Source organism: Brevibacillus sp. JNUCC-41, assembly GCF_014844095.1.
Lineage (GTDB): Bacteria > Bacillota > Bacilli > Bacillales > DSM-1321 > Peribacillus > Peribacillus aracenensis.
Genome location: NZ_CP062163.1, coordinates 4,708,122 through 4,722,648, shown reverse-complemented (window position 1 = coordinate 4,722,648; position 14,527 = coordinate 4,708,122). Strand labels below are relative to the sequence as shown.

Here is a 14,527-nt window from a genome sequence, read left to right as displayed (position 1 = left end):
ATCATGAAAACAAATGGCAATGCCTGTTCAATTATTCACGTACTTTCCTAACGTATGCATTATAAGCTATCATGGACTTAGTTACATAAAGAAGGATTATGGAAGGGTGAATAAGAATGAAGGAACAAGATATTAAGCTGGTTGCACTTGATATGGATGGCACGCTTCTCAATAAGGATGGAGAGATATCAAAAGAAAATCGGAGAGCGATAAAAGAAGCAGAAAATCAAGGGATTTTTGTTGTATTGAGCACAGGGAGATCCTACGCGACCTGCAGTGATTTTGCAAAGTCAATGGAACTCCAATCATACCTCATTACCGTAAACGGAAGCGAAATATACGATAATCAAGGAAAACTGGTGGAAAGGAATGTCGTCGATAGTGAATCCATACAATGGATGTGGGAATTAAGCCAAAAACACGGTACACATTTTTGGGCGATTAGTTGCGATAATATTTACAGGGCTGAAATGCCTGAAAAAATCCATGATTCGCAATGGCTTAAATTCGGTTTTGATACAGCTGATGATGACATCCGCCAAATCATCATGGATGAACTGGCATCAAAAGGAAACTTTGAAATAAGCAATTCTAGCCCAACGAATATTGAAGTGAATGCCATGGGCGTTAATAAAGCGAAAGCGATCAAGCTCGTATGTTCATTGCTCGATATTACGATGGATAATGTTATGGCTGTAGGTGACAGCCTTAACGACCTTGCAATGATTTCTGATGCAAAAGTGGGTGTGGCCATGGGAAACGCCCAAGAAATTGTGAAAGAAAAGGCAGATTGGGTTACAGCAACAAACGATGAAGATGGTGTGGCCAAGGCCATTCGTAAATGGGCGCTTTCAAATTGAATCGAAACTGTATATGGGATGTATCCATATACAGTTTTTTTATTGAGATGGCGTTTCATGACAAGTTAATTCAGCTGCTGAATTAATTTCTTGAAAATTGTGTATTTTAGAAGTATGATAATCTTGCAGTGTTATATTTTGGTAATATACTAAAATGGGAGGTTTCATAGATGACAAGAAGTTTGCCTGAACAATGGTGGAATCAATTATCTTTACCAGTTATCTCAGCACCTATGTTTTTAATATCGGGTCCTGAGTTAGTGAAAGAATGCTGCTTGAATGGGGTAATTGGCTCTTTTCCAGCACCGAATGCGCGGCCGATTGAGGTGTTGGATCAATGGATGAGTGATATAAACGATACATTGATTGCAGCAAAGGATAAAGAACCTGGCTCAAAGATTGCTCCATGGGCAATGAATATGGTTGTCCACCGTACATATAGCCGTCTTGAAGAAGAGTTGGAATTGGTCAAAAAACATCAGCCTCCCATCGTCATTACATCATTAGGTTCACCAAAACATGTGGTTGATGTCGTACATAGCTATGGCGGGTTGGTCTTTTCGGATGTCAGCTCCGTGGATTTTGCAAAAAAAGCTGCGGAGTCAGGTGTGGACGGATTGATCTTGGTTGCTGCGGGAGCCGGTGGTCATGCTGGTGAAATAAATAGCTTTGCTTTCGTGGACAGCGTAAGAACATTCTGGGACGGAATCATTTTGCTTGCCGGATCCATCAGTACTGGTCACAGTATCTTGGCAGCTCAGGCTGCAGGAGCGGATCTTGCATATATGGGTACTCGTTTTATCGTGGCGAAAGAGAGCAGGGCCAATGATGATTATCGTGAAATGCTTGTCGATTCTGATCATGATGACATCATCTTGACTGATGCATTTTCAGGAGTTAATTGTAATATGCTGAAACCGAGCATCAGAAAGGAAGGATTGGACCCGGAACAATTAGCCAAAAAAGAAAAAGTCGATTTTGACAGCATGTCCAAATCATCTGAATCTAAAGCGTGGCGTGATATTTGGTCAGCGGGTCATGGTGTGGGGGCGATTAAAAAAATAGATACCGCCGCAGGCATCATTAAACAATTAGAAAAAGAATATCAGCAATCCTTAAAGAAACTGAACGGACAGGCGGAAAAATTAAAAGGCATTATAACAAAATGATTTGTAAGCGCTTCATTTAATTATGCTTATATACCTTATTAAAAGGGTATCCAAAATGGATGCCCTTTTTTGCCGTGAAAAATAGAGGGGATTTTATCAGCCGATGCTAAGGTCTTAATCAGTTAAGAGGCAATTTAAACAGGATATAAAGGGATAAATAGTAGATATAGGATGTAAGACAGTGAAAAAATATTGATAAAAGAATGGAAAAATGTTATATTATTTTCGTGATAATGACCGAATGAACAATATAGTCATTAGTTATTATTTGCGTGAAAAGTAAATATATATTAAAGATTAAGATAGTTAATTTTAAATATATATTGCAGAAGCAAATGAGTTAAATATGTATTTTTCAATCCGTTTTTCACCGAGATAGATTAAATAAACGGCATATTCGTCGTATAGGAGGGCTTGGTAGGCGTGTTAAAATCTTTAAAGGGTGAATTTTTAGCCATAATAAAACATCCTATGATACTCATTTCCATAATAGGGATCATACTGATTCCCTTATTATACAGCGGCACTTTCCTGTGGGCATTTTGGGATCCATATGGGAAGGTGGACCAATTGCCTGTTGCCATTGTCAACATGGATGAGGGTGCGGAGTTCAATGAATCGGAACTTACAATAGGAAAAGATTTAGTCAAGGAGTTAAAGGAAAAGAAGGATTTCGATTGGCATTTTGTCAATCAAAAAGAAGCAAATGAAGGCCTGGAAAAACAAGATTATTACATGAAAATAGAAATTCCGAAGAACTTCTCCAAAAATGCAACGACCTTACAGGAGGACAATCCGGAAAAACTTGATTTAATTTATACGTCCAATGAAGGGTTCAACTATATATCCACAAAAATAGGTGACGCAGCTTCGGAGAAAATTAAAGGGGAGGTTTCGTCAGCCGTTACGAAAACCTATGCGGAGTCAATGTTCGATAATTTGAACGAAATGGCTGACGGACTCAAAAGTGCCAGTGATGGAGCTGGAGAATTGAAAGATGGAACAGATACAGTGAAGAACGGATCAAATGAACTTGGTGAAGGAATTAACTCTGCTAAAGAAGGTTCCAAAAAAGTCGATGAAGGAATTGATTCCCTTCATTCAGGTTCTGTCGAAATCCATGAAAACCTGGAAAAATTAGCTGAAAAATCATTGACCTTTTCGAATGGGGTCGGTTCGGCAGCCGCAGGATCAAAAGAACTCAATCAAGGGTTACAACAGTTTAGCTCTGGTGTTGGACAGATGAAAGATGGGCAATCCGAGCTTTTGAAAGGAGCCAAGAAATCTGAAGCGGGTACTGGTGGATTGGCCTCTGGACTGCAACAGTCTTTAGAGGGCTTCAATCAAATCGAAGAAAAGCTGCCCGCTTTGACAGAGGGAGCAAATGGTGTAGCTGCTGGGGCTTCCCAACTTTCAGGTTCATTGTCTGAATGGAGTGCAGCATCGAACGAAGCAAAAGCTGGGGCATCTGAAGTTTCGGCAGGTTTGGATGAGGTTATTTCCGGATTGAAACAACAATCAGAAGCTACGGATGATCCTGCAGAGAAAGCGCGTTTGGAGGGAGTGATCACTTCTCTAACCCGCATCAGTGAAGGTAGTAAAGGAGTATCTGAAGGAGTAGGTAAACTATCGGCAAGTGCAACTGAAATTGCTAAGGGCTCAAATAGTCTTAGTGCTGGAGCTAATCAGTTAGGTGAAGGCACAAGTGCAATAAGCGGCGGTTTCACTCAATTGAAGCAAGCTCAGGATAAACTCGCCAATGGGGCGAATGAACTGAAAAATGGTCAAGGTCAATTGGTATCTGGCTTGACAACATTTGGTGATAGTATAGATTCTGCACAAAGTGGGCTTGGACAGTTAACCGAAGGCAGCAATAACTTGGTAAGCGGGCTTGATCAGCTTGAAGATGGCTCCAAGCAATTATCAAGTGGAACCTCACAGCTTTCCGAAGGTTCGAAAGGTCTGGTTACAGGAACGGATAAGTTGAAGGAAGGTTCATCCAGCCTTACTAGCGGAATGGGAGAACTGGCGAATGGAGCCATTAAGTTACAAGATGGAATCGCCAAACTTTCAGATGGATCTGCAGAATTACATGACGAATTAAGTGATGGGGCAGACGAAGCAGGCAAGATAAAGTCCAATGATGAAGTATTTGACATGTTTGCAAGCCCAGTTAAAGTGGATAAATTACCAATTAATGATGTCCCGAACTATGGCACTAGTTTTGCCCCATATTTAATTTCATTAAGTTTATTTATCGGGGCTATCGTTCTGACGATCATTTTCCCGTTAAAAGATCCTGCTGTAAAACCCGCGAGTGGATTTAGCTGGTTTATTAGTAAATACAGCGTCATGGCACTCATAGGAATCTGTCAAGCCATATTGGTGGACTCGATTTTAATTTTAGGTCTTGGAATCAATGTTACGAGCCTGCCGCTATTTTTTGCAGTAAGCATTCTTGCTAGCTGTACATTCATGGCAATCATTCAGTTCCTGGGTTCGGCCTTTGACAATCCTGGCCGGTTCATAGCATTATTGATTTTGATTCTTCAACTGACCAGCAGTGGCGGAACATTCCCGAATGAATTAGTTCCTGGCTTCCTGCAAGGATTCACACCGTTCTTACCGATGACATATTCTATTAATGCTTTCCGTGCAGTCATCTCAACAGGAGATTATAGCTTCATGTGGCATAATCTTGGCATATTGGCCATATTCCTCGTTGTGGCATTAATATTATCACTTCTTTACTTTATTTATCGGTATAAGAAATTGAACGGTGCATTAAATGAAAAACAGGAAGAAGCAACTGTATAATGGTCAAAAAAAACAGCGACCCGTCATGGGTCACTGCAGTTTGTAGACAATAGGGGTTCGGAATTAAAAAATTCTGAACCCCTTTTGAAATTTCATTTAAATTTTCGCCTAAAGTTAAGAGATTGGGCTCTTCGAACCCACTATGTTATGCCATTTTTGGACCTCGCCATGTCCAATTGGCCATCTTCTTTAAATTTATGGCAGCGAAAGTAAGCATCGCCTGCATCGACAATTTTTTAAGTCCCCTTAAAGTAGTCCAACGCATACCATGCTTTTCTTTTGCATCTGCGAATACACGCTCAATCGTTTCTTTACGCTTCGCATTTATAGGTTTTACATCTTGATGATGACGCAGATGATCTGCTTCTTCCACATGTGTTTGCCAGATATGCCGTGTCACCACTTTTTGACAGTCTTTGCTTTCTGTACACCGAGATAAAAATGAGCACGTTTCACAGATGTGTTTGGGGGATTTATACTCGCGATAGCCCTCTTTATTTGTTGTTGAGTACTTTAATAGCTCGCCCGAAGGGCAAAGGTAACAATCAAAATGTTCATCGTATACATAGTCCTGTTTGCGGAAAAATCCTTCTTTAGTGCGAGGACGTGTATAAGGTAAAGCCGGTATGATTTCTTTGTTAAATAGGTAGCTTGTAACCGCTGGTGTTTTATAAGCTGCATCTGCGGCAACGGCTTCCGGTTTTCCAACTTTCTCAATCACTTGTTCAACTAGTGGCTCTAAGATCTGGCTGTCATGTATATTTCCAGGTGTTACAATCGTTCCCAATACAAAACCGTTGCGATCTGCGGCCGCGTGGAATGAATAGGCAAACTGTTTTGTTCGTTCATCTTTCACATAGTAGCCACTCTCAGAATCCGTTGTACTTTCTTTAATCTCTTTGGTCTCTTCTTTATCAAATTTATCTGGTGGAAAAGGCTTTTTTCCATGGTTTTCACGATCTTGATTGATTTCTTCTTGAAGACGTCCTTGATACGCTCGTGTTTCTTTACGAACGATTTTCTTTTCAAATTTCCGTTTATTCGCACTGGCCTTCACATGTGTGGAATCCACGAAAACGTGTTCAGCACTTATTAACTTTTTATTAGCAGCTGTCATTAAAATGCGATAGAAAATCTGCTCAAACAGGTCTGTATCTTTAAAGCGTCGTTCATAATTTTTCCCAAATGTAGAGAAATGAGGTACTTTTTCATGGAAACCATAGCCTAAGAACCCACGGTAAGCCATATTGGTTTCAACTTCTTCAATCGTTTTACGCATGGAACGAATACCGAAGGTATATTGAATGAAAGTCAGTTTAACTAAAATAACGGGATCAATACTTGGGCGTCCTATCTCTGAATACATATCTTTCACCAAGTCATAAATGAAAGTGAAGTCAATGGCAGCCTCTATTTTACGAACCAAATGGTTCGGTGGCACCAGTTGATCTAACGTAATCATTTCAAGTTGATCTCGCTGAATAGAATCATGTTTAGAAAGCATCCTCATCACCTCAAGTTTTAATACTTCTATTTTAAAACAAAAATGACTCCAGGCAAAAGGTTCTATCTAAAAGGTAAGACAAAGTTGATTGGAACGGAAGGTACGAGACTCCTGCGGGAAATGCGCGTCTAGGAGAGACCCCGCAGGCGAAAGCCGAGGAGGCTCCCCGACCGCCCGCGGAAAGCGAGTGCCTGGAGTGGAAATCAAGGTCCAAATTGTACAAGCCATAAAAATAGACAAACTCGATTTTCATCGAGTTTGTCTACAGTCTGCAGCGACCCGTCATGGGTCGCTGTTTTTTGATAAATATCAGGTAATAAGTGAAATGCAGGGAAATAAAAGTGCCCCTAAAATAACACCCATCGTAAAGATATGCATTCCTGTTCTCGTGGAATGGGCAATTTGCAATAAAACGGTTTTTTTGTTTGGTGCAGCCTGTACAATGAAGTAATTATGCAATCAGCTATACCCTTGTCTTTTGAGAAGCAGGTGCATATTTCTTCATTGGATTTTTTGCAATGACTTCCTTTAAATAAGGATGGCCAGAAGGTCCTGGCTTTCTCATGAGTTCCATTAGGTAAGATATATCGTCCATAGCCCTATGTGTTTGGAAATTTGTGATATTATGTGCCTGCAATAATGTTAAGAGTTTACCATTCTCAAATCCGTATTGCTTCCAAGGTACATTCCGCATCGTACAGAACCATTTCTGATCATTGATTTCCGGATACATTTGGTAAAGGAAACTTCTATCGAAAGAAGCATTATGTGCGAAAATCGAATCGGTACGGGAAATGAAGGATTTAACTTTTTCATCATGAAAACTTTTTCCTTCTACGGAGCTGTATGGAATTCCATGAATTCTATAGGCTTGATCATAATTCCTTCTTGCTCCATAGGAGAGGGGCTCCCTTAAAAATGATTCCTGATCAATAAGATTAATAATTTCCCCTGTTTCACTGCTGTATGTAAAGAGTATAAGAGCAAGCTCGATAATTTCATCTGAAGAGGGACGTAAACCGGTTGTTTCTACGTCAAGCACTAAACCTAATCTATTAGACATTTTTTTTCCTCCAGTTGGGTTACATTCTTTTATTATAGCTGAATTAGGATAGCTATTGAAAGTGTAATGATTGTTTTAAAGTAGCATTCTGAAAATTGGTAGAGTAAGTGAGGACAAACAATGATAAAAAAAGATAGAGCATTGCTTTTTTCAAAGCAATCTCTATCTTTTTTTATCCATAGAAGTTCATAAGCATTGCAAAATGCTTTCCAATTCATGTTCGGCAATTCGTATGAATTCTTCGTTTTTTTGAAGACTGAAAAGGTTCTTGGATTGTTCTATATAGTGCAGTCCTTTTTCAGGTTGTTGAAGATGAACAAGATTCTTACCAGTTAAAAGATGGAGTTCCGCATATAAATATAATGATTCTATCGAATTACAAATGTTGATCCCTTTAAGGGTATAATTCAATGATTCCTGATAATAATGAAGTTCATTCAATGTTTGTGCCAATCCATGAATGATCTTCAAGATAATGGTGCCTTCTTGATTCACATGGGGAATATTCTCGATAAACTCCAGTGCTTCATTGAAAATGTTGATGGCCTCTTCATAATTCTTCGTTTTAAAATGGATAATTCCGATACTATTTAAAACTTCTATCTCCTGTTGATGAAGAATGACCCGTTTACCCATGGTAATCTGAATGGCTTCATTCAATAATTCTATAGCCCTTTGTTTGTCATTGTACAAATAAAAAAAAGAGATACCTTCATGCCATTTCAAGAATTGATAAAACGATATCGATTTTTCCGGTGCAGTTGCCATTTCTTTTTGGACGATTTCATAAATTGCTTCAAAATTACGTGTGCGTTTGTATTTGTTAATCAAAAGTTTAATGGTTTCTATGTAATTATAAATCGGTTCATTTTTGGTGGTGAAGAAATACGGCAGGTCAACTTTAAGTCTAACCGCAAAAAGTGCCAATTCATCAATGGTTGGAGAAGTAATGCTTCTTGCATAATCCGACAGGGCATTAGGTTCACATATATCCTTAGCCAGTTCTTCTCTTGTAAGATTTTGTTTTATTCGTAATTCGTTGATAACAGAGCCAACCTCTATTTTCATTACAATTGCCCCTTTGTACCTATGTCTGTGAATTCTATTTTAACATAATTTTATTTTTATAAGTACGATAATTGAAAGATAGTATGATATAACTACTTTATCTATGTTCTGGAATGACATTTTTTTTGAAGTGGAAACTGCATTTTTCTAAATAAAGTGAAAGGTTCCCGCATATTTTGCTTGGAGTTTCTAATAAAGGATAATAGCAAGCTTTAGATTTGGAATATAAGGATAAAAAAAGGAGGCGGCAATCTGCCGCCTCTAACGTTTTTAATTTCCAATGAATTGCTGGGTCCAATAGTGGGTGTATTTCCCTCCTGTCACATGCCCAATTCCAATATGTGTATAGTTCTTGTTCAGAATGTTTGCCTTATGTCCAGGGCTGTTCATCCATGATTTCATGACAGAATCCGCACTAGGTTGACCTGCTGCGATATTTTCCCCTGCGTACTTGTAACTGATCCCAAAGGATTTCATCATTTCGAAAGGCGATCCATAACTCGGGCTTGTATGATTGAAATAATTACTATCTCGCATATCCTCCGATTTCAGAATTGCTACTTGAGAAATGGCTGTATCCATTTTAAGGGAAGGGAGGTCCCGTTTTGACCGTTCTTCGTTCACTAAACTAAGGACCTGTTGTTCAACTGATTGACTTTCTTCTCGATTAACTGTGGTGTTGGAAGCGGGAAGATTTATGATTTGTCCGATTCGAATTTGGTTTGCATCGTTTATAGCAGAGTTCGTTTTAAGTAATTCGTCAATGCTGACATCATATTCAGTAGCGATTTTCGTTAAGGTATCTCCTTTTGCCACCTCGTAAGTATTGGCTCCTAGAGCAATTTTTGGAGCTAATAGGGATAGCGACAGTGCTGATAAAAGGATGATTTTCTTCATTTTGATTCCTCCTAGTAGAATATCTGGATTGGAAGTATAGTATGCTATAAAAATAGTTTTGTGTAAAATTAGCTCATTAACATTCCTTACTGGAATGGGGAAAAGGTATCGAATGGGAAGCTGATGTTAAGGGTCCATATAACCTGGAAGTGTGTTAAGGATAACCAAAATCATAGGGCTTTTTGATAAATTGGAAGAATTATTTCATGTAGAAAAAGAATCATTTTACGTTTGAAGGCCATGTTTGTCAGGGTAAATAATAAAGCAGCAAAACGATATAGTTATATGGAACTAATAAATTATCCTAAGGGTGGAGCTTGTATGGATTTAAAGGCAGGGAAAATGTTTTGGAAAGATACATTTGAAGCTAGAAAATATCCAATTTTGGAAGAGGATCTTTCATGTGATGTTTGTATAATAGGGAGTGGTTCATCGGGGGCGCACTGTGCCTATTTTTTGGCAGAGACGGGTCTGAATGTCGTCCTTATCGATAAACGGGATATAAGTGAAGGAAGTACGCTTGCGAATACTGGACTTTTACAGTATTCAAATGATAAAACATTAACTTCCCTCATCCATAGTTTTGGAGAAGAAGCTGGGACACGACATGTTCAGCTTTGTTTGGACGCCATTCGGACCCTTGAGAAAGAGGTTGTTCCAAATTTAAAGGAAAATCCGGATTTTAAAATTAGAAAAAGTTTGTACTATGCATCCAATCCAGAGGATGTTTCCAAGCTTAAAGAAGAATATAGTAATCTTAAATCCCGTAATTTTCCTGTTGAATATTATACTGAAAAAGAGCTTGGCCGAAAATTTTCGTTTTCAAAAGAAGGAGCGCTGGTTACAGGTAATGATGCTGAAATCAATCCTTATAAACATGCACATTTATTGATTGAAAAGGCATTTTCGAAAGGCGTACGTGTCTATTCAAAAACGAAAATCAATGGGAAGATATTAAAAGAGAATCAAACCCGGTTATTTACCGAAACCGGACACACGATACATGCACAGGCAGTCATCTTCGCAACTGGGTATGAAGCCCAAGAAGAAGTGAAGGATAAAAATGCAGTGATCCTCAGTTCATATGCCATCACAACAAATCAAATAGCCGATCAAGCTAAATGGCATGATAATATGATGATCTGGGAAACGGCACGGCCTTATTTATATGCAAGAAAAACTCCTGACAATCGAATTATCATTGGTGGTCTTGATGAATCTATCAATTATCTGGAGAAGAGGGATTCAATGATTTTGAACAAAAGAGATAAATTATTGAAGCAGCTTATCAATTTGTTTCCAGAATTAGAGAATCGGGTCAGGGCTGATTATTATTGGGGAGCTTTTTTTGGTGAGACCCATGATGGTTTACCGACAATAGGAATATATCCTAACCATCCTAATTGTTATTTCTTATTAGGTTATGGCGGTAATGGGACGGTTTACAGTGTTATCCTCTCCCAAATCATCAGGGATTTGATTACAAAGGGAGGACATGAAGACTCGGCATTGTATGTTAAGGAAAGGAATTTTTCAAAAAGTATTGTCCACTGAGACAGGTATCTCTTCTTCAAGAATAGAATAAAGTAGACAGCAGAATATACCGGGGGGATACTTCGATGTGGTTAAAGGAATTGGAAACAGAAAGGCTGCGTTTAATCGAAATAGGTCACCATCATGCTGAGAGTCTGTTTGAAATTCTCTCTAAAGATGAAGTGACCAAATATGATGGTATAGAAAGTTTAACCCGAGTTGAAGATGCCCGCCGCTTAATCGACTCGTTTAAAAGTGCTTATATAAACAAACGTGGGCTGCGGTGGGGAGTCATTTTAAAGGATTCAGGCAAATTCATCGGTACTGTTGGCCTGAACCAATTGAGCCTTGCGAACAAACGGGCCGAAATAGGTTATGAAATCCATCCCGAATATTGGAGGAATCATTTTACGTCTGAAGCCGTTAACGAAGTATTGCGCTATTGCTTTGAAGAATTGGGACTAAGCAGAATTGCAGCATTAACTTTCACGGATAATATTGCATCCAGAAACCTATTGAAGAAATTTGGATTTAAAGAGGAAGGCACCCTTCGAAGTTATCTATTTCTTCGGGATCAATCGCATGATGCACTGGTATTTTCCTTGTTAATTTCAGAGTATTGCCAGTTAAGACAACAAATTATTCAGGAATCAAATAGATTATAGTTTAGTATTAGAACATTGCAGCTGGCCAATAGGGCCAGTTTTTATTTGTGGGATTTCTCTCCCGTTAGGATCAATTTATATCACTAAAGGACAATATACATATTTTTCATGTTAAAATTAGAATAAGGATTCATTAATCAGTCCGGATGGACATAAAAAGGAGCAAAATCATTGTGAAGATATTATTTCCTTTGCTTGCGGTCCTAGGCGGAATCACCATTGCCATACAAGGTCAAATCAATGGTGGGCTAGGGAAAAAAGTGGGAGTTATTGAAGCCTCTTTCATATCTTTTGGAATCGGGACACTCGCTTTATTATTTATTGTTTTGTTCGCGGGAAATGGAAACATATCTGCCATCGCGTCTGTTCCAAAATGGCAATTGATAGGCGGACTCTTAGGGGCTATTTATGTCATTGTGATGGTATTGGTCGTCCCTCAGATTGGAGTGGCACCAGCATTGGCCGGGGTTATCGCAGGCCAGATACTGATTGGGGCAGTCATTGACCATTTCGGTTTATTTGGAGGCGTACGGATCCCATTGGATGTGAAAAAGGTGACAGGCATTTGTTTGCTTTTCGTGTCATTATATTTATTTAATCATAAATGAAGAAGGGTCATTATCATTGGATTTGACGCTTACTTAAGGTGAGGAATTGAAGGAATATCACTATTCCTACATAGTTATTATCCATTATTTGGGGGGTAATTGAAAAGACCTGAATATTATATGGAGAAAAAATGTTATTCTACTAAAGTTTAATGTTTGTTAGTAAATGGTTTGCTAGGAACGTGGCCTTAGCAACCGACCTGGCTTGAATTATTAGAATATTTAGAAAAAAGTGGGTGAGCGAACTTATATGAATACTGGTATAAATGTGTTTGAAAAAACACTGCAAGTCGGGAGTCATTTTACATTAAAAAGGTAATTATTCCTTTTTACCTAGTATCTAGATCGAATTGATTAGCAAATAAATACTATCTTGTGAAAAAGTACTCATCGGTTTATTGATTTTTTGATTTATTCGTAATATACTTAAAATTCAACATCTTTAATTCGAGGTATAGTACCCTTGGCGAGGTTGAAAAGAGGCTGATTTTTTCACTAGTAAACTGCATTAATGCTTTATTAGGGAGAAATATGGATTTATGCAAACGGTTCGCTAGTTGTTTTGGTGGGATCCCTGCCATGAATGCTTCTTACTTTCCTCGCGGACATTATATGTACTATACGGAAGATTAATAGGTGCTAGAAGGATAATCTCTTAAATGGGAATATTCTAAGAAAGAATAAAGATAGGGGGAATATTTTTTGAAAAAGTCTAAATTTTCAGTGCTTGCTCTTCTTATGGCCATCATGCTAATGCTTGCTGCATGCAACGGCGGTTCGAAGGAAACTTCGAATGAAAAGGAAGGCGGCTCGGGTGAATCATCCGGACCAAAAGTATTAAACGTAAACAACTCAAGTGAACCTGGTTCGCTTCACCCTGCCAATGCACAAGGTACTCATGAATCATGGATCCTTGAACATACGTTTGAGGGACTGACGAAGAAAACAGAAGAGGGCAAAATCGTTCCTGGTTCTGCGGAATCATGGGAAATCAGTGAAGATGGATTAACTTGGACATTCAAATTGAAAGATGGTTTGAAATGGTCAAATGGAGATCCGCTTACAGCGACTGACTTCGAATATGCTTGGAAATATGCTTTGAAACCGGAAACAGCTGCTGATTATGCTTACCAACTTTATTATCTTAAAGGCGGGGAAGCATACAACAGTAAGAAAGGGAAGGAAGAGGACGTAGGAGTTAAAGCGACAGACGAACATACGTTAGTGGTCACTTTGGAACAGCCTACACCATACTTCCTTGACTTGACTTCTTTCTATACTTTCTATCCAATCAATAAAAAGGTGCAGGAAGAAAATCCAAAATGGGCTTTGGATGCAAAAACACACGTTTCGAACGGTCCGTTCAAATTAACGGAATGGAAACATAAAGAAAGCCTGAAAATCGAAAAGAATGAAAATTACTACGATAAAGATAAAATCAAATTGGATGCAGTTAACTTTGCTCTAATTGAAGATGAAAATACAGCATGGCAAATGTATCAGAGTGGCGAATTGGACATCGCTTATCCACTGCCAGTGGATATTCAAGGTCAAATGGTCAATTCTGATGATAAAGAATTCAAAATGGGCAAAGAACTTGCCGTTTACTATTACAACTTTAATACAGAAGTGAAACCTTTCAATAATGCTAAAGTAAGGAAAGCGCTTTCGATGGCTATCGAGCGTCAAAAAATCACCGAAAATGTTGCTCAAGGCGGACAAAAGCCTGCTTTCGGCGTAGTCCCTCCGGGTATTCCTGATGCATCTGGAGATTTCCAGGAAAATACAGGTAACCTATTTAAGGAAGATGTTACCGAAGCTAAGAAATTGTTAAAAGAAGGACTTGCTGAAGAAGGCATGAAAGAATTACCTGAGTTTTCAATTTTGTATAACACTTTAGATTCACACAAGAAAATTGCTGAAGCGGTTCAAGGAATGTGGCGTGATAACCTGGGTGTTGAAGTGACACTTGAAAATGCAGAATTCCAAGTTAAGCTTGACCGTGAAAAAGCTGGTGACTTTGAAATTTCCCGTGCAGGATGGGTTGGTGACTATGTTGACCCTATGACATTCATGCTTTGGGAAACGGACGGCGCCTATAATGATGCAGGTTGGTCAAACAAAGAATATGATAATTTATTAAAAGAAGCAAAATCTACAATGGATCCAAAAGAACGCATGGCTGCTTTGCATAAAGCAGAGAAAGTCATGATTGACGAAATGCCGATCCTTCCGGTTTACTTCTATACAAAACCATATATGGTTAAATCGAATGTTACTGGAGTTTTTGCTCCAATTAACGCTTATCCGAACTTTATTTACGCGGATAAAAAATAATAGAAG

At 38.7% G+C, this 14,527-nt stretch carries 12 protein-coding genes; 8 read left to right on the top strand and 4 right to left on the bottom strand.

The features are described from left to right. Nucleotides 1–116: 116 nt before the first annotated feature. The 3 genes from JNUCC41_RS22855 (at nt 117) to JNUCC41_RS22845 (ending at nt 4,846) form a co-directional block, all read left to right on the top strand. Nucleotides 117–860 (top strand): Cof-type HAD-IIB family hydrolase, encoded by a 744-nt coding sequence (locus tag JNUCC41_RS22855; RefSeq protein WP_192204985.1) that lies wholly within the window; start codon nt 117–119, stop codon nt 858–860. Between the two features lie 170 nt (nt 861–1,030). Then, the gene (locus tag JNUCC41_RS22850; RefSeq protein ID WP_192204984.1) at nt 1,031–2,029 is read left to right on the top strand and encodes an NAD(P)H-dependent flavin oxidoreductase; all 999 of its coding nucleotides are present in this window, start codon (nt 1,031–1,033) and stop codon (nt 2,027–2,029) included. Between the two features lie 423 nt (nt 2,030–2,452). After that, the gene (locus JNUCC41_RS22845) at nt 2,453–4,846 is read left to right on the top strand and encodes a YhgE/Pip domain-containing protein (RefSeq protein WP_192204983.1); all 2,394 of its coding nucleotides are present in this window, start codon (nt 2,453–2,455) and stop codon (nt 4,844–4,846) included. A gap of 145 nt (nt 4,847–4,991) precedes the next feature. Here the strand turns inward: JNUCC41_RS22845 and JNUCC41_RS22840 are convergent, their stop codons facing one another. Next, nucleotides 4,992–6,350 carry an IS1182 family transposase gene (locus tag JNUCC41_RS22840; protein WP_192204982.1) on the bottom strand — a complete coding sequence of 453 codons (1,359 nt, stop codon included), beginning with the start codon at nt 6,348–6,350 and terminating at the stop codon, nt 4,992–4,994. 196 nt (nt 6,351–6,546) lie between these two features. Between JNUCC41_RS22840 and JNUCC41_RS22835 the strand changes: the two genes are divergently transcribed. Further along, nucleotides 6,547–6,801, top strand: a complete 255-nt coding sequence (locus JNUCC41_RS22835; RefSeq protein WP_192204981.1) for a hypothetical protein — start codon at nt 6,547–6,549, stop codon at nt 6,799–6,801. 12 nt (nt 6,802–6,813) lie between these two features. Here the strand turns inward: JNUCC41_RS22835 and JNUCC41_RS22830 are convergent, their stop codons facing one another. From JNUCC41_RS22830 to JNUCC41_RS22820, 3 genes are all read right to left on the bottom strand, one after another. Further along, complete coding sequence (locus JNUCC41_RS22830) at nt 6,814–7,413, bottom strand: exonuclease domain-containing protein (RefSeq protein ID WP_192204980.1); 600 nt, start codon at nt 7,411–7,413, stop codon at nt 6,814–6,816. A gap of 186 nt (nt 7,414–7,599) precedes the next feature. Beyond that, nucleotides 7,600–8,481: a helix-turn-helix domain-containing protein gene (locus JNUCC41_RS22825; protein WP_192204979.1), complete on the bottom strand. Its 882-nt coding sequence runs from the start codon at nt 8,479–8,481 to the stop codon at nt 7,600–7,602. A gap of 270 nt (nt 8,482–8,751) precedes the next feature. Further along, complete coding sequence (locus JNUCC41_RS22820; protein WP_192204978.1) at nt 8,752–9,378, bottom strand: CAP domain-containing protein; 627 nt, start codon at nt 9,376–9,378, stop codon at nt 8,752–8,754. Nucleotides 9,379–9,699: 321 nt separating this feature from the next. On the opposite strand from JNUCC41_RS22820, the gene JNUCC41_RS22815 reads away from it, so the two are divergent. The 4 genes from JNUCC41_RS22815 (at nt 9,700) to JNUCC41_RS22800 (ending at nt 14,521) form a co-directional block, all read left to right on the top strand. Continuing rightward, entirely contained in the window at nt 9,700–10,932 is a 1,233-nt protein-coding gene (locus JNUCC41_RS22815) for an NAD(P)/FAD-dependent oxidoreductase (RefSeq protein ID WP_192204977.1), read from the top strand. 65 nt (nt 10,933–10,997) lie between these two features. Further along, on the top strand, nt 10,998–11,576 hold the full coding sequence (locus tag JNUCC41_RS22810; protein WP_192204976.1) for a GNAT family N-acetyltransferase: 579 nt from the start codon (nt 10,998–11,000) through the stop codon (nt 11,574–11,576). Nucleotides 11,577–11,749: 173 nt separating this feature from the next. Then, nucleotides 11,750–12,184: a DMT family transporter gene (locus JNUCC41_RS22805; protein ID WP_192204975.1), complete on the top strand. Its 435-nt coding sequence runs from the start codon at nt 11,750–11,752 to the stop codon at nt 12,182–12,184. A gap of 702 nt (nt 12,185–12,886) precedes the next feature. Further along, nucleotides 12,887–14,521: a peptide ABC transporter substrate-binding protein gene (locus JNUCC41_RS22800; RefSeq protein WP_228467422.1), complete on the top strand. Its 1,635-nt coding sequence runs from the start codon at nt 12,887–12,889 to the stop codon at nt 14,519–14,521. Nucleotides 14,522–14,527: the final 6 nt, after the last annotated feature.